General features: G+C 58.5%; 26 protein-coding genes, 1 tRNA gene and 2 rRNA genes (1 of these 29 cut by a window edge). 19 read left to right on the forward strand and 10 right to left on the reverse strand.

Annotated features, from left to right (window positions below):
• Positions 1-3 precede the first annotated feature (3 nt).
• On the reverse strand, positions 4-1365 hold the full coding sequence (hmgA, locus tag CFI11_RS20850) for a homogentisate 1,2-dioxygenase (protein WP_130409422.1): 1362 nt from the start codon (positions 1363-1365) through the stop codon (positions 4-6).
• A 73-nt stretch (positions 1366-1438) separates the two neighbouring features.
• Here hmgA and CFI11_RS20855 point away from each other — a divergent pair, with 73 nt between their 5' ends.
• Positions 1439-1885, forward strand: a complete 447-nt coding sequence (locus CFI11_RS20855; protein WP_130409423.1) for a MarR family winged helix-turn-helix transcriptional regulator — start codon at positions 1439-1441, stop codon at positions 1883-1885.
• Here CFI11_RS20855 and CFI11_RS20860 read toward each other — a convergent pair.
• Positions 1882-2520, reverse strand: coding sequence for a TetR/AcrR family transcriptional regulator (locus tag CFI11_RS20860; protein ID WP_130409424.1), 639 nt, complete (start codon positions 2518-2520; stop codon positions 1882-1884). The two genes, CFI11_RS20855 and CFI11_RS20860, sit on opposite strands and share 4 nt — an antisense overlap.
• A gap of 86 nt (positions 2521-2606) precedes the next feature.
• On the opposite strand from CFI11_RS20860, the gene CFI11_RS20865 reads away from it, so the two are divergent.
• The 4 genes from CFI11_RS20865 to CFI11_RS20880 all read left to right on the forward strand — a co-directional run bounded on the left by CFI11_RS20865 (position 2607) and on the right by CFI11_RS20880 (position 7204).
• On the forward strand, positions 2607-4043 hold the full coding sequence (locus CFI11_RS20865; protein ID WP_165390347.1) for an aspartate aminotransferase family protein: 1437 nt from the start codon (positions 2607-2609) through the stop codon (positions 4041-4043).
• Positions 4040-5401: an MFS transporter gene (locus tag CFI11_RS20870; RefSeq protein ID WP_130409426.1), complete on the forward strand. Its 1362-nt coding sequence runs from the start codon at positions 4040-4042 to the stop codon at positions 5399-5401. Before CFI11_RS20865 ends, CFI11_RS20870 begins: the two co-directional genes overlap by 4 nt.
• Before the next feature lie 140 nt (positions 5402-5541).
• Positions 5542-6309, forward strand: coding sequence for an HpcH/HpaI aldolase/citrate lyase family protein (locus tag CFI11_RS20875; protein WP_130409427.1), 768 nt, complete (start codon positions 5542-5544; stop codon positions 6307-6309).
• Between the two features lie 133 nt (positions 6310-6442).
• The gene (locus tag CFI11_RS20880) at positions 6443-7204 is read left to right on the forward strand and encodes an enoyl-CoA hydratase (RefSeq protein WP_130409428.1); all 762 of its coding nucleotides are present in this window, start codon (positions 6443-6445) and stop codon (positions 7202-7204) included.
• A 13-nt stretch (positions 7205-7217) separates the two neighbouring features.
• On the opposite strand, the gene CFI11_RS20885 is transcribed toward CFI11_RS20880, so the two are convergent.
• Positions 7218-7838: a TetR/AcrR family transcriptional regulator gene (locus CFI11_RS20885; RefSeq protein ID WP_165390348.1), complete on the reverse strand. Its 621-nt coding sequence runs from the start codon at positions 7836-7838 to the stop codon at positions 7218-7220.
• A 139-nt stretch (positions 7839-7977) separates the two neighbouring features.
• On the opposite strand from CFI11_RS20885, the gene CFI11_RS20890 reads away from it, so the two are divergent.
• Positions 7978-8442, forward strand: coding sequence for a (2Fe-2S)-binding protein (locus CFI11_RS20890; RefSeq protein ID WP_130409430.1), 465 nt, complete (start codon positions 7978-7980; stop codon positions 8440-8442).
• A 1-nt stretch (position 8443) separates the two neighbouring features.
• Positions 8444-10624: a xanthine dehydrogenase family protein molybdopterin-binding subunit gene (locus CFI11_RS20895; RefSeq protein ID WP_130409431.1), complete on the forward strand. Its 2181-nt coding sequence runs from the start codon at positions 8444-8446 to the stop codon at positions 10622-10624.
• Between the two features lie 65 nt (positions 10625-10689).
• Here the strand turns inward: CFI11_RS20895 and CFI11_RS20900 are convergent, their stop codons facing one another.
• Positions 10690-11115 (reverse strand): GFA family protein, encoded by a 426-nt coding sequence (locus tag CFI11_RS20900; RefSeq protein ID WP_217358729.1) that lies wholly within the window; start codon positions 11113-11115, stop codon positions 10690-10692.
• 72 nt (positions 11116-11187) lie between these two features.
• Here CFI11_RS20900 and CFI11_RS20905 point away from each other — a divergent pair, with 72 nt between their 5' ends.
• The gene (locus CFI11_RS20905; RefSeq protein ID WP_130409432.1) at positions 11188-11670 is read left to right on the forward strand and encodes a helix-turn-helix domain-containing protein; all 483 of its coding nucleotides are present in this window, start codon (positions 11188-11190) and stop codon (positions 11668-11670) included.
• A 3-nt stretch (positions 11671-11673) separates the two neighbouring features.
• Here CFI11_RS20905 and CFI11_RS20910 read toward each other — a convergent pair whose 3' ends face one another.
• Positions 11674-12069, reverse strand: coding sequence for a RidA family protein (locus CFI11_RS20910; RefSeq protein WP_130409433.1), 396 nt, complete (start codon positions 12067-12069; stop codon positions 11674-11676).
• Between the two features lie 122 nt (positions 12070-12191).
• Between CFI11_RS20910 and CFI11_RS20915 the strand changes: the two genes are divergently transcribed.
• From CFI11_RS20915 to CFI11_RS20935, 5 genes are all read left to right on the forward strand, one after another.
• On the forward strand, positions 12192-12896 hold the full coding sequence (locus tag CFI11_RS20915; protein WP_130409434.1) for a glutamine amidotransferase: 705 nt from the start codon (positions 12192-12194) through the stop codon (positions 12894-12896).
• Positions 12897-12900: 4 nt separating this feature from the next.
• The gene (locus tag CFI11_RS20920) at positions 12901-13788 is read left to right on the forward strand and encodes a TauD/TfdA family dioxygenase (protein WP_254448984.1); all 888 of its coding nucleotides are present in this window, start codon (positions 12901-12903) and stop codon (positions 13786-13788) included.
• Between the two features lie 90 nt (positions 13789-13878).
• Positions 13879-15543 carry an ABC transporter substrate-binding protein gene (locus tag CFI11_RS20925; RefSeq protein WP_130409435.1) on the forward strand — a complete coding sequence of 555 codons (1665 nt, stop codon included), beginning with the start codon at positions 13879-13881 and terminating at the stop codon, positions 15541-15543.
• Between the two features lie 62 nt (positions 15544-15605).
• Entirely contained in the window at positions 15606-16097 is a 492-nt protein-coding gene (locus CFI11_RS20930) for a DUF2165 domain-containing protein (RefSeq protein WP_130409436.1), read from the forward strand.
• 88 nt (positions 16098-16185) lie between these two features.
• Positions 16186-16515 carry a DOPA 4,5-dioxygenase family protein gene (locus CFI11_RS20935; RefSeq protein WP_130409437.1) on the forward strand — a complete coding sequence of 110 codons (330 nt, stop codon included), beginning with the start codon at positions 16186-16188 and terminating at the stop codon, positions 16513-16515.
• Positions 16516-16521: 6 nt separating this feature from the next.
• On the opposite strand, the gene CFI11_RS20940 is transcribed toward CFI11_RS20935, so the two are convergent.
• Positions 16522-17043 (reverse strand): MarR family winged helix-turn-helix transcriptional regulator, encoded by a 522-nt coding sequence (locus CFI11_RS20940; RefSeq protein ID WP_130409438.1) that lies wholly within the window; start codon positions 17041-17043, stop codon positions 16522-16524.
• A 102-nt stretch (positions 17044-17145) separates the two neighbouring features.
• On the opposite strand from CFI11_RS20940, the gene dctP reads away from it, so the two are divergent.
• From dctP to CFI11_RS20960, 4 genes are read left to right on the forward strand one after another with little or no spacing between them, the layout of a single operon-like run.
• On the forward strand, positions 17146-18114 hold the full coding sequence (gene dctP, locus CFI11_RS20945) for a TRAP transporter substrate-binding protein DctP (protein ID WP_130409439.1): 969 nt from the start codon (positions 17146-17148) through the stop codon (positions 18112-18114).
• A gap of 18 nt (positions 18115-18132) precedes the next feature.
• The gene (locus CFI11_RS20950) at positions 18133-18597 is read left to right on the forward strand and encodes a TRAP transporter small permease (protein WP_217358730.1); all 465 of its coding nucleotides are present in this window, start codon (positions 18133-18135) and stop codon (positions 18595-18597) included.
• On the forward strand, positions 18594-19883 hold the full coding sequence (locus CFI11_RS20955) for a TRAP transporter large permease (protein ID WP_130409441.1): 1290 nt from the start codon (positions 18594-18596) through the stop codon (positions 19881-19883). The genes CFI11_RS20950 and CFI11_RS20955 overlap by 4 nt, the downstream gene beginning before the upstream one ends.
• A complete protein-coding gene (locus CFI11_RS20960; protein ID WP_130409442.1) occupies positions 19880-20848 on the forward strand; it encodes an alpha/beta fold hydrolase in 969 nt (322 codons plus the stop codon). The genes CFI11_RS20955 and CFI11_RS20960 overlap by 4 nt, the downstream gene beginning before the upstream one ends.
• Positions 20849-20919: 71 nt before the next feature.
• On the opposite strand, the gene CFI11_RS20965 is transcribed toward CFI11_RS20960, so the two are convergent.
• A tRNA-Met gene (locus CFI11_RS20965) sits at positions 20920-20996 on the reverse strand.
• Between the two features lie 83 nt (positions 20997-21079).
• Positions 21080-22030: a cytochrome c family protein gene (locus CFI11_RS20970; RefSeq protein ID WP_130409443.1), complete on the reverse strand. Its 951-nt coding sequence runs from the start codon at positions 22028-22030 to the stop codon at positions 21080-21082.
• An 81-nt stretch (positions 22031-22111) separates the two neighbouring features.
• On the opposite strand from CFI11_RS20970, the gene CFI11_RS20975 reads away from it, so the two are divergent.
• Positions 22112-22645: an RNA polymerase sigma factor gene (locus CFI11_RS20975; RefSeq protein ID WP_130409444.1), complete on the forward strand. Its 534-nt coding sequence runs from the start codon at positions 22112-22114 to the stop codon at positions 22643-22645.
• Positions 22645-23409, forward strand: coding sequence for a hypothetical protein (locus CFI11_RS20980; RefSeq protein WP_130409445.1), 765 nt, complete (start codon positions 22645-22647; stop codon positions 23407-23409). Before CFI11_RS20975 ends, CFI11_RS20980 begins: the two co-directional genes overlap by 1 nt.
• A gap of 78 nt (positions 23410-23487) precedes the next feature.
• On the opposite strand, the gene rrf is transcribed toward CFI11_RS20980, so the two are convergent.
• Together rrf and CFI11_RS20990 are read right to left on the reverse strand one after the other, a co-directional pair.
• Positions 23488-23602, reverse strand: a 5S ribosomal RNA gene (rrf, locus tag CFI11_RS20985).
• 81 nt (positions 23603-23683) lie between these two features.
• Positions 23684-26254, reverse strand: a 23S ribosomal RNA gene (locus CFI11_RS20990); it runs 254 nt beyond the window's last position.

Genomic DNA, 26254 nt, shown 5'->3' on the forward strand with positions numbered 1-26254 from the left:
TCCTCACTTCTTGCCCGGCGTCCCGTCGAACTTCTTCTCGATGTCCGACCAGCAGTCGATATAGTCGTCCTGCAACGGTGCCTCCTCCGCCGCGAACCGGGTCAGGTGCTGGGGAAAGCGGGTCTCGAACATGAAGGACATCGTGTTGTCCAGCTTCTCCGCCCCCAGATCCGCATTCGACGCCCCCTCGAACGCGTTCTTGTCCGGCCCGTGCGGCAGCATCATGTTGTGCAGGCTCATGCCCCCCGGCACGAACCCCTTGGGCTTGGCGTCGTATTGCCCGTAGATATTGCCCATCAACTCCGACATGATGTTCTTGTGATACCAGGGCGGGCGGAACGTATCTTCGGCCACCATCCAGCGTTCGCGGAAGAGGACAAAGTCGATATTGGCCGTCCCCTCCACGCCCGAAGGCGCTGTGAGCACGGTAAAAATCGACGGGTCCGGGTGATCGAACAGAACCGCGCCCACCGGGCAATAGGTGCGCAGATCGTATTTGCAGGGCGCGTAATTGCCGTGCCAGGCGACCACATCCAGCGGCGAATGCCCGATCTTTGTCTCATGGAACTGCCCGCACCATTTGATCTTCACCGTCGACGGCGTATCGCGATCCTCGAACGCCGCCACCGGTGTCTTGAAATCCCGCCGGTTCGCCATGCAATTGGCCCCGATCGGTCCCCGCCCCGGCAGGTCGAATTTCTGCCCGTAATTCTCGCAGACAAAACCCCGGCAAGGCCCCTCCAGCACCTCCACACGGTAAAGCAAACCTCTTGGAAGTATTGCGATTTCCTTGGGCTCCAGGTCGATGATCCCCAACTCGGTGCAAAAGCGCAGCCGGCCTTCTTGCGGGACCACCAGCAGCTCGCTGTCGGCTGAGTAGAAATAGGCATCCACCATGCTTTCGGTCACCAGATAGACATGGCTCGCCATGCCCACCTGCGTGTTCACGTCCCCCGCCGTCGTCATCGTCCGCATTCCCGTCAGCCAGGTCAGCGGGGTGTCGGAATGGAGTACCGGATCCCAGCGATACTGGCCCAGCGAGGTCACGTCCGGATCCACATGCGGCGCGCTCTTCCAGTACGGCAGGTCGATCTTTTCGTAACGATGTGAGTGTTTCACCGATGGCCGGATGCGATAGCACCAGGTTCTTTCGTTCTGATGGCTGGGCGCGGTGAAGGCGGTGCCGGAAAGCTGCTCTCCGTAAAGCCCGTAATTCACCTTCTGCGGAGAATTCATCCCCTGTGGCAACGCACCGGGCAGCGCCTCGGTCTCGAAGTCGTTGCCAAAGCCGGGCATGTAGCCCTCGGTCGTGCCGGTCGGGCTCGCGGCCTGGATCATGTCGTGCGGGTTCGTCTGACGGTTCATCGCGTCGCTCCTCCCTTTTACTGCTTGCGGAGATAATAGTTGTTTTTGTAACTAACAACGGGGAGGAGGTCATATGGACGAAAAAGATGAATTCGACTTGCAATTTTTTCTACCCTACCTGCTGAACCAGGCGGCAGAGGAAAGCAGTCTCGCCTTTCAGAAGATCTATAAGGGTCGATATGGCATGCTGCGCACCGAATGGCGGGTGCTGTTTCACCTCGGCATGTATGGCGAGATGACTGCCAAGGAGATCGGCGAACGTGCCAAAATCCACAAAACCAAGATCAGCCGCGCCGTTCAGAAGCTGGCCGAACGGCGCTTTTTGACGCGAACCCGCGATGAAGCCGATCGCCGACTGGAAAGGTTGACCCTGACATCCGCGGGTCGCGCGGCCTATAAGGACCTGAGGGCGGTCGCCCAGCGCTATGACGCTCAGTTGCGCAGCGACATGACACCGGACGAAATCGCGATCCTCAACAGCGCGCTTTTAAAGCTCGCGCAGCTCTCTCCCCCGCGCTAGACCGTGTGACCCAAAAGCGCGACGCGCAGCTTGGCGGTCACCATCTCGCAATGCGCTTTGACAAGGGCATCGCCATCCTCTTTGGACATCAGCGCCGCGTGGCGCAGAACATGGCCAGTGGTAATGGACAAAAGCAGCGTCAGCGTCTCAAGCCCCTTCACCTCTCGCCCACCGGACCAATGGCGCCCAAGCAACTCCAGAAACTTGGCATTCTGATAGCTGTCGTCCAGATTGACATCCCGCAATTCCGGGTTCGCCTGCCCGCCCGACCACAGCTCGATATAAGCCGGGTTCGCCCTGAAATAGTCCAGCATCCCGGTGCAGATGTGCTCCACCCCGTCTTCAATGCTCATCGCCATCGCGCGCTGCCCGGCATTCTGCACCAGCTCGCGAATCTCGATCATGTAGGTTTCGCTTAGCTGTCGGAGCAAAGACGTCTTGTTGGGGAAAAACTGGTAGAAGGTCGCAATGTTGACCTCCGCGCGCCGTGCCACCTCGCGGATCCCCATCTTCGGCAGACCCTGTTCCAGAATAATGCTGGTTGCTGCCTCCTGGATCGCTTCGAGGCGGGCCCGGCTGCGGTCCTGAAGGGGGAGTTTTCTCATCTCGATGTCAGGCAATGCAATGTCTTCCATGAGGTCCTTCCTATGACTTGACGATCAAATTTATTGCTATACCGTCAAAGATAAGCAATGCTTATGTTTACTGGAAGATGTGCCTTATGCAACCCCGTACGATCCTCGATAATCCGGTCCCAACCCAAAACGTCATCGCTGAATTGCAAGAGCTTTCAGGCAACGACGTTTCAGCAAAAGAGACGGCAATCGTATCTGGTCTCTATGATCCGGGCGCAGAGATAAATGACCTGGCCAAGTCGGCCTACGGCATGTTTCTGTCTCAGAACGCGTTGTATTTTAACCTTTATCCGTCAGTCGCCCGCATGGAGCAGGACCTGGTCGGTGCCGCGCTGACCTTGTTGAGGGGGGATGGCTCAAGCTGTGGCAACATTACGAGTGGCGGCACGGAAAGCATCATGCTTGCGGTCAAATCTGCCCGTGACACGGCCCGGCAAACACGCCCCGAGGTCACAAAACCACGGATCGTGCTGCCGATTACCGCACATCCGGCCTTTCACAAAGCAGCACATTATCTGGGTATCGAAACCGTCGTCACCAAGGTCGATCCGACCGGCTTTCGCGCGGATCTCAGCGATTTTGAAGCGGCCCTTGATGATCAGACGATCCTTGCTGTTGGCTCTGCCCCCAACTATTCGCACGGCACGGTCGATCCGATTTCGGAAATGTCAGAACTGGCCCGATCCAAAGGCATCCTCTTTCACGTGGATGGCTGCGTCGGGGGGCTATACCTGTCCTACATGCGTCGGCTGGGGCTTCGCGACAAACCGTTCGATTTCTCGCTGCCCGGTGTGACATCCATCTCGGTCGATCTGCACAAATACGGCTACGCGCCAAAGAACGCCTCGCTTGTTCTGTATCGAAACCGTGCGCTTCGTCAGGCGGCCTGGTTCATCAATTCCTCGACGACCGAATACGCGGTGATAAACCCGACCGTGCAGTCAAGCCGGACCTCCGGACCCATTGCCGCCGCATGGGCCGTGATGCGACATCTGGGCCATACCGGGTACGAGGCCATGGTCGAGCGCTGCCAGGCCACGACAACTAAGGTTCTGAAAGAGGTTGGCCAGGTCCGCGATGTCGATGTTCTGGCCGATCCCGAGATGTGCATCTTCACACTCGCCTCGGACACGCTGAACATTTTCGAAATCGACGATGCGATGCGACAACTCGGCTGGATGCTTACTCCGCAATTTGCCTGTGGCGGTGGCCCGGAAAACGTCCATGTCAGCGTGCATGACGGTGTGCTTGACCGCATGACGCGCTTTGCCCCGGATCTGGAACGCAGCGCCGCGCAGCTCAAACAGAATGGCAGTGCTGTGGATGAGGTAAAGATCCGGCAAACGCTTGCAAGCCTGGCCGGACAGCCCATCGAGCAGATGCTTGGCACGCTGATGCCGATGGCGGGCCTGACAGGTCCAAATCTGCCAGAGCAGTTGGCGCCGATGAATACGATCCTGAACCATCTGCCGGCGGAGATGCGGGACGCCGCGCTGGGCTTATATCTCAGCGCCACACGATGAGCCCCTTTAAGGACCATCCCGAGAGCGGTCGCCTCAATCTGCGCCAGGCAACCGCCTATGGGTCGGGTTCGATCGCGACGGGCATCTTCGCCACTGCGCCGGGCCTGTTCCTCCTGTTCTACATGACCGAAGTCTTGGCGATATCGCCGTTTCTTGCCGGTTTCGCCTTCTTCCTCCCCCGGATCTGGGATGTCATTACCGATCCGTTGATCGGCACGATCAGTGACAGAACCCGCAGTCGCTTTGGCAGGCGCCGCCCTTACATGTTTGCCGCGGCGCTGACCGCGCCTTTATGTTTCGCGGCAATCTTCTGGGGGCCGGACAGCTCGGATCCATTCGCGGCCTTTCTTCACGTCGCGGCGGCCTATGCGCTGACGGCCACGTTCTTTACCGCATTCTCGATCCCTTACATCGCGATGCCCGCGGAGTTCACCGATCTGCCCGCAGAACGGACCCGCGTTCTGGCCTTTCGCATGGCGGCTCTTGTCATCGGGATCCTCATGGCTGGTGCATTGGGGCCAGAGCTTCTTTCAGCCGGTGGCGGCGGGATTGAAGGCTACAGGCTGATGGGCATCGTGCTGGCCGCGATCATGACAGCGGCAATGCTCTATTGCGTCTTTGGAACCGCCGGCACGCGCCATGTCGAACGGTCAAGTCAACGGGTCGCCTTTACCGAACTTGCGCGAGCGGTGGGATCCAACAGACCCTTTCGCGCGCTTCTTCTGGCCTTTGCCCTGCAATCGCTGGCAATCGGTGCGATGTTGTCGATGTTGCCCTATTTCAGCAGCTATATCCTTCAGGGAGATGAGGGCACGACCACGATCCTCTTCCTGTGCCTCGTGCTTCCCTCATTGCTGACAATGCCGTTTTGGGTCTGGTTTGCCCGCAAGTCCGGCAAGACAATCGCCCTGGCCGCCTCAACGACCCTGTTTCTCGGCTCTACCCTCGTTCTGCTTGCCGCCCATAGCGGTCAGGTCGTGATCGCCTACATTGCTGTCGGGGGCATGGGTCTCGGCTATGCTGGAACGCAACTCTTCCCCTTTTCGATCCTCTCCGACGTCGTGGCCGACGACCGCGCAAGCTCTTCCCAGACGCGGGAGGGCGCCTATACCGGCCTTTGGACCGCGTGCGAAAAAAGCTGCAACGCGGCGGGCGGTTTCTTTGCGGCCACGCTTTTGGGGCTCTTCGGTTTTCTGGAAAGTGCCGGTGGCGTGCGGATCGACCAGCCTGCTTCGGCGCTTGATGGGATCCGTTGGGCCTTTGTCGTCTTCCCCGCAGCGATGCTGATGCTCAGCCTTCCCATCCTGATGCGGCTGCACGGCGCATTGGCACGGCCTCACGCCAGCATGGAACACTGAACAGGTTCCGAAAGGAATTGCGTCTTTTTGAAATCTTGGCGTAGCGTCCTTTTCGACAAGGACATTGCAGAACCAGCTATATCCTTGGATCTTTAACGGCCCTGGCGGGCTCTCAAGATGTGACCAGGTGGCGCGCGGATATGGACCTTCCCTCAAACCCCTTTCTCAAGGCCATTCGCAGCGGCCAGCCCCAGATCGGCCTCTGGCTCAGCCTGGCCAATCCCTACGCGGCGGAAATCGTGGCGGGGTCGGGATATGATTGGGTCCTGATAGATATGGAACACGCGCCCAACGATCTTTCATCCGTCCTCGCGCAGCTTCAGGTCTTTGCAGCCTATTCGACCACACCTCTTGTCCGCCCCGATTGGAACGACCCGGTAAAGGTCAAACGCCTTCTGGATGCCGGCGCCCCCGGCCTGCTGTTCCCGATGATCGCCAACAGGACCGAGGCCGAGGCGGCCGTTGCGGCCATGCGCTATCCGCCCCGTGGGCAGCGGGGTGTCAGCGGGTCCACACGCGCCAACAACTTTGGCCGGATCAAAGACTATTTCGCCCGGATCGAGGATGAAACGGCGCTTTTGATCCAGGCCGAGACGATCTCGGCCCTGGATCAGATCGAACATCTTGCCGACGTGGATGGTGTCGATGGCGTGTTCTTTGGGCCTGCGGATATCGGTGCCGATCTTGGATATCTGGGCCAACCCATGCACGAGGCCGTGTGGGACGTGATCCGCCCCGCCGCCCAGCGCCTGATCCGCCAGGGCACCCCTGTCGGAACCATTGTCATGGATCCCGATTTTGCGAGCCGTCTGATAGACGAAGGGTTCACCTTTGTCGCCTGCGGATCCGACGCGAACCTGCTCGCGCGCGGGAGCGATGCTTTGCTGAACAAAATGCGCGGCACCTAACTTCGCGAAAGCCGACCGCAGCAAGACCGTTTGGGGAGCGCGAAAACAGGGACGCCACGGAAATCTTGCTTTGCAAGAGCGTCAGGTGCACCCCAATCACAACACATTTCGGCATTGCAGAAGGGCCACGATCATGAGCGAGCATATTTTGATCGACCGTCAGGACCGCGTCACCACACTTACCCTGTCGCGGGAAGACAAGAAAAACGCGATCACGCAAGCCATGTACGCCACCCTCGCCGACGAAATCGCGGCCTACGGCACCGATGACAGCACAAGAGCACTGATGATTACCGGCGTCGGCGATGTCTTCACCGCGGGGAACGATCTGGCCGACTTCTCCATGGGCGGCGGAAATGGTGGGGACGTGCCGCCGGTCGTGCGGTTCCTGACGGAAATCTCGACGTGCCCCAAGCCAATCATCGCCGCGGTGAACGGATTGGCGATCGGAGTGGGCCTGACGATGCTTTTGCATTGCGATCTTGTCTATGCATCCGAAAGCGCCCGTCTCAGCGCGCCCTTTGTCGGCTTGGGCCTCGTTCCGGAAGCGGCCTCTTCCCTCTTGCTGCCCGCCGCCGTCGGCATGGCCGTGGCGAACGATATTTTTCTCACCGGTCGTCAGCTGACGGCCGAAGAGGCGCATCAATACGGCCTTGTCGCGCGGGTCTTCCCGGACGCGGATCTTCAAACCGAAACCCGCGCTCTCGCACACCGCGTCGCTGCGTCGGCACCAGAAGCGGTGAAGCACGCCAAGGCACTGGTCCGGACCCAACGCGACCGCATCGCCAAGCAGATGGAAACCGAAGGCCACATCTTTGCGGCACAGCTTAGGTCGCCGGAATTCGCCGAAAGTGTCGTTGCCCTGCGCGAAAAGCGGGCGCCAGTTTACAAATAGCAAACGCGCTGCGTCAGCACGGCTTGACCGGCGCGCCGGGCGCATACCGGCACATGATCATATCGACACTGCTTTGGACGATGTCGGCCATACGGCTTTCGCTGACAATATCCGCGCCAAAGACGACAGGCCAAAACGCCTTGGCCTTGATCAATGCAATGAACTCATCCGCTGCGGCGTCGGGGTCGGAAATCTCCAACTGACCATCCGCCGCCGCGGCTTTCAACATGGCGGTGAAGGCGGGTTTCTTGTCGATCCTGCCTTGTATCTCAGCGGCCAAGGCCGGGTTTCGCAAGGTTTCGCTGATGATCATCCGGGACATCGCCATAACCTCGGGCGACATGAACAACCGCCCTTCCGCCCAGGCAAGCGCTGTCAGTTGTGCTTCGATGTCGCGATCCCGCTCGTATCTCAGCTCAAGCGTATCCTGAATGCGCAGTGACAAGGCCTCGACGATGGAATGAAAGAGGTTCTCCTTGCTTTCGAAATGCTTGTAGAGCGTTCGCTTGGACACGCCCGCTCTCAGAGAGATCTGATCCATATGGGCCAGCGCGAACCCCTTTTCCTGGAATTCCCACAATGCCGCGTCGATGATCTGGGCCCGTTTCGTGCGCGGGGCGTGTTCCTCGTCCATACCTTCGGCTTTTAAACGAACGGCCCAGACCGTCAAATACATCGTGTAAACTGGAGAGTTTACCCAGGGTCATTTTCGCCTTAGACTTTGCGTTCTGAATAGCGACTCAAATGCTAAAATCCGTTTGGGAGGATCCAGCATGGCCATTTCACTGAAGTTGAACGGAACGACCCACGAGGTCGATGCCGAGCCGGGAACCCCGCTTTTGTGGGTGATCCGGGACGAGTTGAAAATGACCGGGACCAAATTCGGCTGCGGCGTTGCATCCTGCGGCGCCTGCACCGTTCATTTGAACGGTGCGCCGGTGCGGTCTTGCCAGACCTATATCGAAGACGTTGAAGACGCCGAGATCACCACGATCGAGGCGATGGCGGACACAACAATCGGCGCGGCGGTTCAGCAGGCCTGGATGGAGTTGGACGTGGTCCAATGCGGCTATTGCCAATCGGGCCAGATCATGTCGGCGGTAGGATTGTTGTCCGAAAACCCGAAACCGTCAGCGGAAGAGATCGACAGCTACATGTACGGCAACGCCTGCCGCTGCGCCACCTACCAACGCATCCGCGCCGGAATTCAGCGCGCGGCCGAAATACTGGAGGCATGATATGACGATATCCACATCACGCCGCGCCTTCCTGAAAAGCGCCGCAGCAGCGGGTGCCGTTCTTATGGTGGGCGTCCGGCCCGACGGGTCCTTGGCTGCCGGGTCAGCCGAAGGCGCCATGCTGAACCCTTTTGTCAGGATCGACGCCGACGGTTCGGTTACCGCAATCGTCAAACACTTTGAAAAGGGTCAGGGGCCCGCGACGGGTCTGTCCACACTGATCGCCGAGGAAATCGGCCTGCGGATGGACCAGATCGCCTATGATTTCGCGCCCTCCGACCCTTCGCTCTATAACAATCTGATGTTCGGGCAGTTCCAGGGCACGGGCGGTTCGACGGCCATGGCCAATTCGTATCTGCAATATCGTCAGGCCGGTGCCGCCGCCCGTGAAATGCTGATCCGGTCCGCAGCGGAGACATGGGGGATGGAGACCGATGCGCTGCGCATCGAAGAGGGTGTGGTCACAGGCGCCGGACAGTCTGCGCCCCTTGGCGACTTCGTAGCAGCCGCTTCCCAATTGGAATCACCGGCGGAACCGACGCTGAAGGATCCGTCCGAATTCCGGCTGATTGGCAACCCGGACGTGCGGCGTCTTGATAGTGAGATCAAGGGGAACGGAGCAGCACAATTTGCCATCGACGTCTTCCTGCCAAACCAGATGATTGCGATGATCAAGCGCCCTGAACAACGTGGCGCGGTGGTATCCGGGTTTGATGACAGCGCGGCACAGGACATCAAGGGCTATATCCGAGCCGCGGTTCTGCCCAACCAAGCCGGCGTTGCGGTCTATGCAGAGGACACCTGGGCCGCACTACAGGCCCGCGATGCGATTGATGTCACGTGGGATCTGTCGTCGGCAGAAACCAGAAGTTCAGACGAGATCGAGGCGGAAATACGCGCCGCGCTTGACGCCGAACCAACCTACAATGTGAACCAGACCGACGCGGATGCGACCCGCGCGGCCATTGAGGCAGCAGATCAGGTGGTTGAACAGACCTTCTATTTCCCGCTGCTTGCCCATGCGCCGATGGAGCCTTTGAACTGCACCATCGAGGCCACGGAAGACGGCGGTATCCTCTTGCACGATGGGTGCCAGTTCCCGACAGGTCCGCATATGGCGCTGGCGCAGATCTTCGAATTGCCGATGGAGAAGGTGCAGATCAAAACCATGCTTGCTGGTGGGTCTTTCGGTCGGCGAGCCACGCCTGACGCCGATTACCAGGTCGAAGCTGGACTGGCCTTCATCGTGACGGACCGCACCAGACCGGTAAAGCTGGTCTGGTCAAGGGAGGATGATCTGCGCAGCGGTTATTATCGCCCGGCCTTCGGCCACAAGGTCCGCGTCGGTCTTGACGCGCATGGTGACATCGTTGGCTGGGACCATCGCATTGCCGGGCAATCGATCATGAAGGGCACCGCGTTCGAAGCATTCAGCGTACGGGACGGCGTCGACCACAGTTCTGTCGAAGGCGCCGCCGACACGCCATACCAGATCCCCGGCGCTCATTTCGGGCTGACCGACACCGAAAAAGCGACCAGCACGCTGTGGTGGCGCGCGGTGGGTCATACCCATACTGCCTATGTTATGGAGGTGATGATGGACATGGCCGCGACGGCAGCCGGTCAGGACCCCGTCGCGTTCCGGCTGAAATACCTCCAAGGAGAAAAGGATCAGGAGCGCATGGCCGGCGTGCTGCAGCTTGCCGCAGAACAGGCAAACTGGGGCAATGCGCCCGAGGGTCGAGCGCAAGGTGTCGCCGTTCACAAGTCCTTTGGCAGCTACGTCGCGGAGGTTGTCGAAATCTCTGGCAATCCCGAAGAAGGTGTGAGGATCGAAAAAGTTACTTGCGCTGTTGATTGCGGTCTCGCCGTCAATCCGGATGTGGTCAAGGCTCAGATGGAAGGCGGCATCGGCTATGGGATCGGTCACGTCATGCGCGACCGGATCACCCTCACCGACGGTGCGGTCGATCAGTATAATTTTCCGGATTACGAACCTCTTCGTATCGGGGATATCGCGCAGATCGACGTCCATATCGTCCCGTCTGCAGAACCCCCGACCGGAGTGGGCGAGCCGGGCACACCACCCGCCGCACCCGCGCTGGCCAATGCCATTGCCGCGGGTGGGCAGCTTCGCGTTGGAAGCCTGCCCATGGATGAGAACGGCGTCAGCTTTGTCTGATGCGCCTGCGCGCCCCTTGTCATCGGGGGCGCACACGATCTCGCGCCAAAGCGCAAAGCAAGCCGCTATCGTCGCGGCGGCAATTCCTCAAAACAGGGAATATCTTCACCGATAAGGTGATAAGGCTGCATATCCTTGGTGAAAATCGCCATCTGAACAGGCTCCATCACGCTTGGATCATCCAGCGTTCCTGCCTTCAGAATAACAAACGGGGTGTCCGTCCTGCGCGTCGCCAGGTGCGTGCCGCAGGTGAAACAGAATTCGCGTGTGACCGGCTCGGCTAGATCGCTGCGCGCGAAACGGGCTGGCGCACCTTTCGAAAAGACGAATCCGTCCTGCGGAACCAGGAGAAAGAAATTTGCACCCCCACCAGAGATGTATTGGCATTCGCGGCAATGGCACTGACCGCGGCGCACGACATCGCCTTCCGCCTCATATCGGATCGCACCGCAATAGCATCCACCGGTCAGCGACATCGCACTATCCCCCATTGGCTCGCTGATTTGCGAAAGCGAGCTAAGTTCGTTAACCAGATGCAGCTTTTCTAGATGGGCTGAGTCCATATGTCAAACCCAGATAGCAGACGGCGACGGGCACCCGTCCCGGTCGATCAATGCGGCGCCGCCCTGGCAACTGAGATCCTGTCGGATCGCTGGACCTGGTTGATCATCAGGGAGCTTCTTTACGGGATCTCCCGATACGAGGACATTCGCGCTGATATCGGCATTCCCCGTTCGGTCCTGACCCAGCGGCTCACCCGGCTTGTCGATCTGGACCTCGTGGAGCGCCAGCCCTATCGGGAGGCCGGGGCGCGGACACGGCATAAATACGTCCTGACGGAAAAGGGACAGGCCCTCAAGCTGACAATCCTCGCCCTGATGCAATGGGGAGACGCGTATCTCAAGGATGGCCGTTCGGCACTCGACATACGGCACCCCCGGACGAACGCGCCGCTTCACGTTGCATTGGTTCCTGATGGTACCGAAAGCGTTCCTGTCGAAGGTGCGCGGATTATCCCGTGTCCTGACCTGGACCCGTCGCACTAGACGTCAGGGCGCAGTTGCCCAAACCTCGACCTCCACCTTGAATTCAGGGCGCGTGAACCCCGACACAATAAGCAGGGTGGAGGAGGGTAAGGTGTCTTCGGCCAGGTCCGCCAGAAACAGATCGCGCGCTTTCATATATCCCTGCATATGGGCGCGATCGGTGACATAGGCGGTGACGTGACAGACTGATTTGGCTGACATTCCGGCCTCCGCCAGGATCGCAGCGATATTGGCAAAGCAAATCTGCGCCTGCTCAAACGGATCCGCTGGGACCGATCCGTCGCCTGCCAATCCCAGTTGGCCCGAGGTGCGCACAAGCCGATGACCTGCCGGTATTTCGACGCCATGGACATATCGCGCAAATGGCGGGGCAATAGATGTCGGAGTTAACGAACGCATGAGCCTTTGCCTTTCCACTCAGAACACTCTTGTTCGACTCGCCACCTTTTGAAAAGGTCGTTCTCATCTCTGGCACAGATCTCACAGGGCCGCGTGAATGACACTATCCCAAGGAGGATGGGATGATGAAACGTGTGCTGCTGGTTCGGCATGATGATGGACCATCCGATGATCGGGTGATGAGTTTTTTGGCCATGAACGGGCTGCGCGCCGATGTGAGGCGGCCATTCCTTGGCGACCCCCTTGGCGAGGTGACGGAGGATCTGGCCGGCACCGTTCTCTACGGGGGCATGTACAATGCCTACGACACCGAAACGCATCCCTTTCTAAACGAAGAGTATCACTGGATCGGACAGATGTTGGATGCCGGTCTTCCGATGTTGGGTCTGTGCCAGGGCGCGCAGATGATCGCCCACCATCAAGGTGCGTGGGTTGGCGCACCTGATCACGGATTGCACGAATTCGGCTATTACGAAGTGACCCCGCTTGCCGAAGAGTTCATGCCTCGCCCCATGCATGTCGCGCAGGCGCATTTTCATACCTTTGACCTGCCCCAAGGCGCCGTCCATCTTGCCCGGAGCGAGACTTACGAGAACCAGGCCTTTCAGATCGGAGAGCATGTTTTCGGCCTGCAGTTTCACCCCGAACAGACCATTGAAGGGATGAGGCGCTGGCAGAGCCAGTCCACGGACCTCACCGAACGACCTGGCGCGCAAACGCGCGACGTGATGACGCGACTGATGCACATGCACGACGAAACGCAGGCAATCTGGTTCTACGGCTTCCTTGCAAAGCTCTTCGGCACAACGTCTTCGGAGCGCGCCTGACATCATGGCTCTGAAAACCTCTCCGCTCCACCCGCTTTTCGGCGTCGAAGTACATGGTTCAGATCTGCGCGGCATGACGGAGGATCGCTTTGCCGATCTACGCGCGCTCTTCGAACAGCATTCAGCGCTTCTTTTCCGGAACCAGAAACTGGATGATGCCGACCATATCCAACTTGCCGAATGCTTCGGCCCAATCGAGGATCGTAACGCTGATAGCCGAAACGCGGGCGATCCTTTTCGGGTGCCCGAAGTCTCCAATATTCTTTCGGATGGACGCACCAGTGACGAGATGGATCTGCACACGCTGAACCTGAAGGCCAACATGCTTTGGCATTCCGACAGCACGTTTCTGCCCGTACCCGCCTTGACCAACATTCTTATCGCGCGGGTCGTGACCGAAACCGGCGGTCAGACCGAACTGGCATCGACCCGGGCCGCGTGGTCGGACATGCCCGAAACGCTCAAGAGCCGGATCCGCGACCGCGGCTTCTGGCATCGCTATGCCCACAGCCGGGCGCGGATCTCGCCTGAGCTTGCGAAGTTGGACATGTTTCAGAAGTGGCCGGACCAGCTATGGCGGGCGGTCTGGACGAACCCCGTTACCGGTCAAGAGGCGCTCTACATCGCGAGCCACGCTTTTGCGGTCGAAGGTATGGACGAATCCGAAGGGACGGCGCTCATCGACCAGCTTATGTCGTTCGTGACCCAGCGCCGATATGTCTTTTCTCACACATGGAATGTCGGAGATGTGCTAATTTGGGATCAACGCGCCGTCTTGCATCGCGCAACCCCTTGGAATTACGATGAGCCTCGCAAGCTTACGAGCATTTGCACTTCGGCCACACGCGCCGACGGGTTGAATGCGATGCGGATGGGGATCCAACACACATAGGACGACACCTTGTCACCAAGGTGGCCGGATACGCACAATCCGACACAAAAAAGCGGGCAAAAAACCCCGCGACCAATAGAGAGGAAGACAATGACATTTTACACGCGAACCGGCAAAGAGTTGCCCCGGGCGGTTCTGGAGTCAGCGGCGAAAGTCGGTGATGATGCCGTGAACCGCCGGGAGTTTCTCGCGCTTGCCAGTGCATTCGGAGCGACGACGGCGACGGCCTATGCAATGCTTGGAATGGCGTCTCCGGCCCGTGCTGCGGGCCATGCCAAAGGCGGCACAGTGCGCATCCAGATGGAGGTCCGCGCCGTCAAGGACCCGCGCACCAACGACTGGTCCCAGATCGCCAATTTCACCCGGGGCTGGCTGGAATATCTCGTCGCCTATGAAAACGACGGCACCTTCACCCCGCACCTGCTGGAAAGCTGGGAAATCAATGACGACGCGACCGAATACACTCTGAATGTCCGTAAGGGTGTGAAATGGAACAATGGCGATGACTTCACCGCCGAACATGTCGCCATGAACATCACCGGCTGGTGCGAAAAGGACGTCGAAGGCAACTCGATGGCGGGTCGCTTCGCCACACTGATCGACCCCAACACCAACAAGGCCATCGAGGGCGCGATCGAGGTGGTGGACAGTCACACCGTCAAGCTGAAGCTGCCCAAACCCGACATCTCGCTGATCCCGGGCATGGCTGACTATCCGGCTGCGATCGTGCATCCGTCCTATACGGTCGACACGATGCTTTCGAACCCGGTGGGCACCGGACCCTATCTGCCGGAAAACCTTGAAGTGGGCGTGAAATCTTCGCTCGTTCTGAACCCCGATCACACTTGGTGGGGCTCCGAGGTTCTGGGCGGCCCCTTCCTTGATCGGATCGAATACATCGACTACGGAACCGACCCGTCGGCCTGGGTGGCCGCGGCGGAGGCCGACGAGATCGACATGATGTATTCCATCGACGGCGACTTCATCGACATCATGGGCGCCCAGGACGGCTGGTCTCAGCATGAGATCGTCACCGCGGCGACCATCGTGATCCGGCCAAACCAGCTTGCCGATGTAGATGGTAAGAAGCCTTACGAGGATATTCGTGTGCGTAAGGCCCTGCAGATGGCCGTCGACAACGAGGTGCTGCTTGAGCTTGGTTATGGCGGGCGCGGACTGGCCGCTGAAAACCACCATGTCGGCCCGATGCATCCGGAATACGCGGAACTGCCGCCGATCAAGGCCGATCCCGAGGGTGCCATGAAACTGCTTGAAGAGGCCGGAATGGCGGATTTCGAGCACGAGCTGCTGTCCATCGACGATGCGTGGCGCAAGGACACCACCGATGCTGTGGCCGCGCAGCTGCGTGATGCGGGGATCAAGGTGAAGCGGACGGTTCTGCCCGGCTCTACCTTCTGGAACGACTGGGCGAAATACCCGTTCAGCTCCACCAACTGGAACCACCGTCCGCTTGGCGTGCAGATCTGGGCGCTTGCCTATCGCTCTGGCGAGGCCTGGAACGAGTTCGGCTATTCCAACCCCGACTTCGACGCTTTGCTTGAAAAGACGCTCGCAACTGCGGATGTGGAAGCACGGCGCGCGATGATGGCCGATGGCCAGAAAATGATTCAGGACGACGGCGTGACAATCCAGCCCTACTGGCGCTCACTTTATAACCACACCAAAGAAAATCTGGTGGGCGGTGAGCATCATATCTCGTTCGAGATCCGACCGGCCCAGATTGCCTGGACCTGATCAGAGGATCAGCATTAGGGTCGCCTTTGGGCGGCCCTTTTTTCATTCAGGACATTGCTTTCATGTTGGATCTCGTGATTTTGCTGTCGCAAGCCGTTTCGGTCGCCTTGATGGCGGCTTGGCTGACCCTTGGTGTACGAGACAACATCCTGCATCCGTCCGTGAACGAGATCTACACGGCCCAAGTCATGCAGATGTCGCGGATGCGCGAGGACTTTCCCGATGAATACGCACTGGTGGCCCATCGGGCCGTGTCCAGCCGGGCGACCCAGCAATTTGCGTTCCGGACGGTGGTGGTTGCGGAACTGCTGACCACGATCATGCTGTGGATCGGTGTGATCACTCTTGTAATGGGGCTGTTCGGGATGACTCCAACGGAAACCGGCCGCGCACTGGCCATGATCGGGACCTTGATGTTCACTTGTATCTGGGCCGGTTTTCTGGTGGTCGGAAATCATTTTTCGTACTGGTTCTGCCATGAAGACGCGCAAAACACCCATTACCAAATGACGCTTTGGGGGCTGGGCAACCTGATCTTCCTGGCCGCTGTCTGAGCGCTTGCGCACATCGGCTGTTGGTCGATGGCCATTCAATCCCGCGGTCAATGATGCGATCAATGCATCATGGCCAAAGGAGAGCGACATGCCCGAAATCTCAGGATATCACGCCCATGTCTACTTTGATGCCGAGACAAAGGATCTTGCCGCACGCATCTGTTCCGAGGCACGGGATCTCTTTGGCATTGACATGGGCCGCATCCATGAACGTGCCGTCGGCCCCCATCCCTGCTGGAGTTGCCAACTGGCATTTGGCCCCGCGCAAGCGTCTGATGTTATAGGGTGGCTTGCCACGCATCGCGCCGGGCTGACGGTCTTTCTGCACCCTGAAACGGGCAATGCACTTCAGGACCATCGCGATCATGCGATCTGGATGGGCGCACAGCAGCCTCTGAAACTGGATATCTTTGAGTGATCGAGCTTATTCCGGGTCCACCCAGCCGGGCATGGCAAAGATGATCTTGCTCAGCAGCCGGTCAAAGGTTGCGGCTTCCTCCTCGCTCAGTGCGGCGCGCATCGCGTTTTGTCGCGTGGTGAAAAGCGGGACGACCTGATCGAGAAGTTTACGCCCCGCCTCGGTCAATGCCAGCTTCTTGGCGCGTTTATCGGTATCGTCTGTCTCCCTCTCGATCAGCCGCTTGGCAAGAAGCTCAGACACGGCCCGACTGATTGAATTCTTCGGCAAACCCGTCACAAGACAGATATCACGCGCCACCAATCCGGGTTGTTGAGACAGGCTGAACAAAATCACGAATTCTGGCCGCGACAATCCGAACCGCGCTGCCAGATCACGGTAGATCGGACCTGTGAAAAAGTTGGCCAGAAAGTTGATCTGCCAGGCCGGCGATATCGGCGTGTCGTTCAGCATCGTCAGCGAAAGCGGGCCGAACTGCGCAGCCATCGCCGTCGCAGAGGTCATCGGTTTGGGATCTTCGGTGCTCATGCCCTCTTCTATCGCAGGTCAGTTCCAGATGGAACTTTACAAAAGGTTCCATACGGGACTAAATAGCCTCATAAGACGCGCCTATGCGCGAGGGAGGATAAGATGAGATACATCATTGGCGCCGCGGCGCTGGGATTCGCCGCGTCCATCGCGGCAGCGGATGACATGCGAATGATCGGGGGCTTTCCCGAAGGCTTTGTCTTCACCGAGGAAATCGCCAAACCCTTCATGGAGCTGGTCGCCGAGGAGACGAACGGAGCAGTTACGTTCGACTTTACCGGGCCGGATGCCGTGCCGGGCCTTGAGCAGTTCGAGCCGGTTCAAGCGGGTGTCTTCGACGCGCTTTTCACGCATCCGGCCTATCACGCGGGTGTCACGCCGGTCGGGCTGGCCATCGACGCGATCGGCACGGATCCCGCGATACGGCGAGAGGGCGGCATCATCAGCTATATCGACCAGCATTATCAGACGCTGGGCATGAAGCTGATCGCCGCACCAGCCACCGGCGCCAAGGGGTTCCGGTACTTCCTGAAAGAGCCGATCACGGGGGAGCCCGGACTGGAAGGGCTGAAGATCCGGGGAACGGTGTCTTATCATCCCATGATCGAAGCGCTGGGAGGATCCGGCGTGGTGATGGGTGGTGGCGACGTCTATTCCGCCCTGCAAACAGGCGTGGTCGATGGCGCGGCCTGGGGCCTGACCGGAGCGAAGGACTTCAAATGGAACGAGGTCGCCGGCTATATGGCCGATCCGGTCTTTGGTCAGGTCGGCGTGATGATCTTTATGAACCTGGACAGCTGGAACGCGCTTGACGATGACGAACGCGCAGGTCTGGAACGCGCGGCCCTGCGACTGGAGCAGGAAAGCATCGCGCGGTTTGATAAGCTGGCCGCAGCCGAAAAGCAGGCTCTTCTCGATCTCGGCATGCAGATGACGGCTTTTTCCGAGGCAGAAGCGGCCCAGTTCGAGGATCTGTGGTCCAATGGCGTCTGGTCGATCGCGGAACGGGGGGATGCGGAAACCGTGGGCGGATTAAGGCAGCTTGCACGGGATGCCGGTCTGTCGAACTGATAAGGTATGCAGCCGCTCATGCACCTTCACGATCAAACCTCCCGTTGGCTGTTCCGGCTGGCGGGTGGCGGGCTTTTACTTGCCGTCGTGCTCTATGTCTTTGAAGTCATCGCGCGATACGTTTTCAACGCCCCAACCACATGGTCCGGCGAAACGGTTCAATACGCGCTTGCGATCCTGATCTTCTGCGCCCTTCCGGACATCACCCGCCGATCCGCCCATGTTGCCATCGACATCCTGCCCGAGACACTGGGACCTCGCGCCAGCATATGGCTTGCCCGGTTCAACCACCTGGTCGGAGCCCTGGCGACCGGCGCCGCAGGATGGATCGTGGCGGGCGAAGCGCTCAGGCAGTTCGAGCGCGGCCTGATGACAAATGCCGCACATCCGATCCCGCGCTGGTGGATCACCGCTGTGATCGCGCTGGGACTGGCAAGCGCAGCCCTGCATTTTCTCCGCCACCTCCGAGAGGTCCGCGCGTGAGTTGGATCGTCTTTCTGGCTGTCGCTATCGGTTTGCTGCTGGTGCTTCTGTTTCTGGGGGTCCGCATCTTTGTCGGCTTTCTCGCCCTTAATCTGATCGGCGTTTCAATCCTGATCGGCCCGAGGGGCTTTGGGCTTTTCACCAACTCGATCTTTGAAACAGCGACGTCGCCCACGCTGGTTACCGTCGCCCTTTTCGTTCTGATGGGGGAAATTCTCTTCAGATCCGGAACTGTCGACATTCTGTTTCGCAGCGTCGATACCCTTGTGGGACAGCTTCGCGGACGCCTTTATGTCGTGACCATCGCGCTCTCGACTGTGTTCGGCGCGCTGTCGGGCTCTGCCGTGGCTGTCGCCGCGATGCTTGGACGCTCCGTTCTGCCGCTGATGCAAAAACGTGGATACGACACCCGTCTTTCCGCAGGCACTATTCTGGCTGGCGCGAGCCTTGCCCCCATCATTCCGCCAAGCCTGCTTGCCATCATCGTTGGCTCGTTGGCCGATGTCTCGATCGCGGGCCTTCTTGTGGCAGGTCTTTTGCCTGGATTGGTTTTCGCGACGCTGACGTTGCTTTACGTCTTTCTGCGCACCGGACCGGAAGACGCCCCGGAGCGGAGTACAGATGGCCGATCCACCGTTCAGGCCATCCTGGACATGCTGCCATTTCTGCTGGTGATTTTCGCGGTGATGGGTCTGATCGTGCTTGGCATCGCAACCCCATCGGAATCTGCGGCGACTGGTGTTGTCGGCGCCCTTGTCGTGGCAGGCCTGTTTGGACGCCTTTCCTTACCGATGCTGCGCGAGACGCTTTCATCGGCGGTGACAACCAGTGTCGTCATCCTCATCATCGTCGCCTCGGCCAAGCTCTTTAGCCAGTTGCTTTCCTTTGCCGGGGCGACGCGCGGGTTGGTCGGCTTGATTGGCGATCTGGGGCTGAGCCCGGACCTCACGTTCCTGGTCATGATGCTGATCCCCTTTTTCCTGTGCATGTTCATTGACCAGATCGCCTTCATGCTGCTGGCGATCCCGATCTACCAGCCCATCGTCGCCGCGATGGGGTATGATCCGATCTGGTTTTGGACCCTCTTCATGATCAACCTCACGGTGGGCAGTCTGACGCCGCCCTTCGGGTACACTCTCTTTGCCCTGAAAGGCGCCAATCCCGACCTTTCGACCGGTTCCGTTTTTGCGGCCGCGTGGCCGGTTGTGCTGATCTTTCTCACCGGCATGGCCCTCCTCTGGGCCGTGCCCGGCATCGTGACCCTTGTGCCAGGGCTTTTGCGATGACCTGGCAAAGATACGACACGGCTCAATCTCACCTAATCTCATCCACGGACGTGCCCGGCCTTCGATTGCATATCCGATCGCAGAACAGCGATCCGCAACGCCCGGCCGTCTTGTTCGTTCATGGCGCGACCTACGCAAGTCGCCTTTATGACATCCCTCATCCGGGTGCGAGCTGGCTTGCCGCAACGGCGGAGGGCGGTTTTGCCGCTTATGGGTTGGATGTCCGGGGCTATGGGCGATCACATGCACCGATGCTTGGCGCAGACAATCGCCCTTTCGGCCGCGCAAGCGAGGTGATCCGCGATATATCGGACGCCGTGGACTGGATCCTCAACCGACATGGAGCAGCGAAGCTGGACCTTGTGGGCGGGTCCTGGGGATCGATCACCGCCGCACTTTTCGCATCGACAGAGGGGGCGTCCCGCGTCAGACGGTTGGTCCTTTACGCACCCATCTTTGCCGAACCTAACGACGGATGGCGCCAGCTTTTGTCAGACCCGAAACTGCATGATCGGTTCAATCCGCAGTTTGGCGCATATCGGCTGGTGACCGAAGCCGCGACACGTGCGAGGTGGGACGCCGAGATGCCGTGCGGCGCAGACTGGCGGGAGGAGGACGTTTTTCAAGCGCTCGTTCGGTCCTCGATGTTCGACGACCCGCAAGCCGAACGACGGGATCCTCCGGCCTTTCGGGCCCCAAACGGAACCTTTCTGGATCTTTGGGACGCGTTCAACGGGCGCGCCCTTTATCAACCGCAGCACATTACCTGCCCGACACTCCTTCTGCGCGGGGGGGCTGATCCAACCTCCACGCGAAGCGATGCGCTTCGTCTGTTTGATGCGTTGGGAGCAGAGAACCGCAACTATGTCGAGATCGCCAACGGCGCGCATTTCGTCAGCGCGGAACGTAAGGCCAAATCCGTTTTTTACAGCGCGACAAGCTTTCTCAGGACATCGCTGCCGTAAGGCCTCGTTCCGGAGATCGAGAGAAGCTTAAAAAGACAAAACCCCCGCTGATTGGCTCAGCGAGGGCTTTTTGGTTGCGGGAGCAGGATTTGAACCTGCGACCTTCAGGTTATGAGCCTGACGAGCTACCGGGCTGCTCCATCCCGCGTCAATTGTTCGGGTTGTGTAGTCTCCTCAGCCAGGAGGTTCAAGGGCAAAACCACCCGATATGACGAATTCTTAACGTACGGTTCAGCCCTCCAATTCCTGGATCAGATAGGCCATCAAGTCTTGCAGGTCTTCCTCGTCCCGGATGCCGCGGAAGGCCATGCGATTGCCTGGAAGCACGTCGCGCGGGTTGGCCAGAAATTCGGAAAGCGTCTCTTGATCCCAAACAATGCCAGACTCGGCCATGACATCAGAATACCGGAACCCTTCGACCTGCCCAGCCGTCGCGCCGAAAATACCATGAAGACTGGGACCAACCCGGTTCACCCCTTCGTCCAGAACATGACATGCGCTGCATTGGCGGAAAACCCGTCGTCCCGCATCCGGATCACCGGCCACGCTGGCCAGCGTCACATCACTTTCTGCCAGTTCGGCCGCAACGGGGACGTCACCCTCGGCGGAAAAGACAAAGCGGAATGTCACGGGGACGGTGCGGGTGATCCCGTTGAGCTCTGCAATGTCCTGAAGAACGGTGACACCTTCATCAACGCCAGCCTCTTCTGTGCCCAGGAAGATCATATCGTTTGACGTCACAAGGACTTGCGTCTCGGACAATCTGGCCACGAAGGCTTCGGTCTCGATGGGCAAATCGACACCAATGAAGCTCAGATCACCTTCGATGAACACGTCTGTCGTTGCGCCGACCGGAAGAGCCATGAGGTCTGCCATGTCGATCTGCGCTGTGAGTTCGGCAGACGGGACGTTCCTGAAGACGTGCTTGATCATGCGCTCGTTACGGATATCAATGTAGGTTTCAACCGCGGCGAGATCGATCGATATCGACACGGCGCCGTCTTCTGTCACAGAGCCTGCCAAAGCTTCAAAAACGTTCACCTCTCCCACGGCGTTCTGTTTGATCGTGCCGTATACGATCCGGGAGGCCTCTCCATCCAGTGTCCACGGTGCGGCATGGGCTACCACGCCTCCGGCGCTCAACAGAACCGTTGAGAGCATTGTTTTCAGAGTTTTGATCATCTGCCACCTCCACTGGGCTATCTGCTTGGGCCGGCTTGGCCTAGGCTGATCAGTAAACACCGCGGGTGGAGAGTCTATTCAGTGTTCGGGCGAAAAAAGTCAGACCGGGGTTTGCGGCAGGCCCTTCCCGCGCTGCTCCCGAGAATATGGCGGTTTGCGCTGGCGCTGAGCGGCAATCCCGATACTGCGGATGAATTGGTACAGGCCACGTGCCTGCGCGCGATCGAAAAAGCCGAGCAGTTTCGAACCGGTACGAACCCGCTGCCCTGGCTCCTGACGATTTGTCGTTCCATCTGGCTGAATCAATTGCGAGCAGCCCGTATAAGAGCAAACCAGTCGCTGGACGCATCACCCGATCTGCAAATCGCCGATCCGGGGGCTGACACGGAGACGAATATTTTCGCCCGGCAGGTGTTTTCGAAGGTGATGGAACTGCCGGAGGCCCAACGGGAGACGGTTGTATTGGTCTATGTCGAAGGGTTTTCATACAGAGAGGCGGCCGCGATCCTGGACATTCCGGTGGGAACGGTGATGAGCCGGCTCGCAAGCGCGCGTGGAAAACTGTCGGTATTTGCGGCTTTACCAGAGGCAAAGATGAAGGATACGGTCCGTTGATGACCTTTACCGACGAGGATATTCGCGCCTATCTGCACGGGACGATGACCCCGGAGGACGCCGCACGCCTGGAGGATGTGCTGGCGCGGGATCCCTCTCTTCAAGACAGGGTGGCGCATCATGATCCGCTTGCGGCGATTGTTAAAGATGCCTTTGCGAATGTCCCCGACCAGAAACGTCTGACCTCCCTTTCCAAGCGCTTGGACACCTTTCAAGGCCCTGTTCGCGAGGTTCGATATTATCGTGCTCTACTCTCGACGGCCTGCGCTGCCGGTCTTGCCGGACTTGTGATCGGATACGTGCTGTCGGGTCTGCCGTCACACCGGGAAGCGGGCGTGTCTGACTGGAAGGCAGAGGTCGCGTCTTATCACGCTCTTTACGTTGAGGAGACCGTTGCGAGCATCGACAGCGACGGCGTCGCTCTCGCAAGTCAGTTCGCTGCCGCGCAAAACGCGATTGGGCTTGATCTGCGGGCAGATGTGCTGAGCGATCTTGATCGGATGACACTGAAACGCGCGCAAGTTCTGGGCTTTGAAGGGGCTCCACTCGTGCAAATTGCGTTCCGCGCTTATGACGGCACCCCGATGGCCTTTTGCATCATTCGAAAAGCCGAAAGTGGCAGCACCGAGCCACCAAACTACGGCGAAATTCAGGGACTTGCATCGGCCAGTTGGGCAAGCGACAGCCATGGATTCCTGTTGATCGGTGGCCAACGCGCCGATGTAATCGAAGAAATTGCGGCGAGCCTCATCGACACGTTTTGAGGTCCGTACTGGAACCTGAACTTGACAACATGTTTTTGGGAGAGATCGTCAGAGAGATACGTTCAAAGGTCTTTTTAGGTTTGGCAGTGACCTACTCTCCCACACCTTAAGGTGCAGTACCATCGGCGCTACAGTGCTTAACTGCCGGGTTCGGGATGGGACCGGGTGTTTCACTTGCGCTATGACCACCAAACCGAAAAAAACCTCTGAAATCCAAGTCGTACATCATGTGTGATGTATGCTTTTAACCGTAGAAGTCTGTCTTCTACTGGATCAAATCAAGCCTATCGGGCAATTAGTACCGGTCAACTGAACATGTTACCATGCTTACATCTCCGGCCTATCGACGTGGTGGTCTACCACGGCCCTCAGGGATACCTTGTTTTGAGGGGGGCTTCCCGCTTAGATGCCTTCAGCGGTTATCCTGTCCGATCATAGCTACCCTGCACTGCCGTTGGCACGACAACAGGTCCACCAGTGGATCGTTCACCCCGGTCCTCTCGTACTAGGGGCAACTCCTCTCAAGTATCCTACACCCACGGCAGATAGGGACCGAACTGTCTCACGACGTTCTAAACCCAGCTCACGTACCTCTTTAAACGGCGAACAGCCGTACCCTTGGGACCTGCTCCAGCCCCAGGATGAGATGAGCCGACATCGAGGTGCCAAACACTGCCGTCGATATGGACTCTTGGGCAGTATCAGCCTGTTATCCCCGGCGTACCTTTTATCCGTTGAGCGATGGCCCTTCCACTCGGGACCACCGGATCACTATGGCCGTCTTTCGACTCTGCTCGACTTGTCAGTCTCGCAGTCAGGCTGGCTTCTGCCATTGCACTCAACGAGCGATTTCCGACCGCTCTGAGCCAACCTTCGCGCGCCTCCGTTACGCTTTAGGAGGCGACCGCCCCAGTCAAACTACCCGCCACACAGGGTCCCGGAACCGGATAACGGTCCGCGGTTAGACATCAAGCAATGCAAGGGTGGTATCTCAAGGGTGGCTCCACAAGGACTGGCGTCCCTGCTTCAAAGCCCACCACCTATCCTGCACATGCATGGCCTGATGCCAATGTGAAGCTGTAGTAAAGGTGCACGGGGTCTTTCCGTCTAACCGCGGGAAACCTGCATCTTGACAGGTAATTCAATTTCGCTGAGTCGATGTTGGAGACAGCGGGGAAGTCGTTACGCCATTCGTGCAGGTCGGAACTTACCCGACAAGGAATTTCGCTACCTTAGGACCGTTATAGTTACGGCCGCCGTTTACCTGGGCTTCAATTCAAGGCTCTCACCTCTCCTTTTAACCTTCAGGCACCGGGCAGGCGTCAGACCCTATACGTCGTCTTGCGACTTCGCAGAGCCCTGTGTTTTTAATAAACAGTCGCCACCCCCTGGTTTGTGCCCCCAGCCAATACTTGCGTAGAAACTGGGCCTCCTTCTCGCGAACTTACGGAGGTATTTTGCCGAGTTCCTTCAACATCGTTCTCTCAAGCGCCTTGGTATGCTCTACCAGTCCACCTGTGTCGGTTTAGGGTACGATCTCATGGAGGGCTATTTCCAGGGACTGATCAGCGGCCTGCCCAATCCGATAAGGGCAAACAACCTTCACAATCCGTCACATCCTCCTGGCCCAGGAATATTAACCTGGTTCCCATCGACTACGCCTTTCGGCCTCGCCTTAGGGGTCGGCTTACCCTGCTCAGATTAGCTTTAAGCAGGAACCCTTGGACTTTCGGCGAGAGTGTCTCTCACACTCTTTGTCGCTACTCATGTCATCATTCTCACTAGTGATCTCTCCACCGGATCGCTCACGCGCCGGCTTCACAGAAAACTCCTCTCCTCCAATGTACCCGAAGGCACTAAGGAGGAATGGAGTTATGTCACACTACGCTCTGCTACCATGCCTTACGGCATCCTAAGCTTCGGCTCATGGCTTGAGCCCCGTTACATCTTCGCCGCAGGACAACTTAATTAGACCAGTGAGCTGTTACGCTATCTTTAAAGGATGGCTGCTTCTAAGCCAACCTCCTGGTTGTTTTGGTCGTCCCACCTGCTTTCCCACTTAGCCATGAATTGGGGGCCTTAGCTGTAGGTCAGGGTTGTTTCCCTCTCCACTACGGACGTTAGCATCCGCAGTGTGTCTGCCATCTAGTACTCCCGGGTATTCGGAGTTTGGTTAGGATCAGTAAGCCTGTGGGGCCCCATTACCCATCCAGTGCTCTACCCCCCGGGGTATTCGGATGACGCTCTACCTAAATAGATTTCGCAGAGAACCAGCTATCTCCGAGTTTGATTGGCCTTTCACCCCTAGGCACAACTCATCCCGACCTTTTTCAACAGGTGTGGGTTCGGCCCTCCAGTAAGTGTTACCTTACCTTCAGCCTGGTCATGCCTAGATCACTCGGTTTCGGGTCTGATCCCACGAACTCGACGCCCTATTAAGACTCGCTTTCGCTGCGCCTACACCTAACGGCTTAAGCTTGCACGTGAGACCAAGTCGATGACCCATTATACAAAAGGTACGCCGTCAGCTCGCAAGGAGCCTCCGACTGATTGTAGGCGTTCGGTTTCAGGTACTGTTTCACTCCCCTCGTCGGGGTGCTTTTCACCTTTCCCTCACGGTACTGGTTCGCTATCGGTCAGTAAGGAGTACTTAGCCTTCGAAGGTGGTCCTCCGATCTTCAGACAGGATTTCACGTGTCCCGCCCTACTTAATACGTCCAATCATGCTTCCTGTACGGGGCTGTCACCCACTATGGCCAGACTTTCCAGTCTGTTCCAGTCACATTCATGGCTCGGCTGGTCCCCGTTCGCTCGCCGCTACTAGGGGAGTATCAATTGATTTCCT

Source organism: Thalassococcus sp. S3 (assembly GCF_004216475.1).
Taxonomy (GTDB): Bacteria; Pseudomonadota; Alphaproteobacteria; order Rhodobacterales; family Rhodobacteraceae.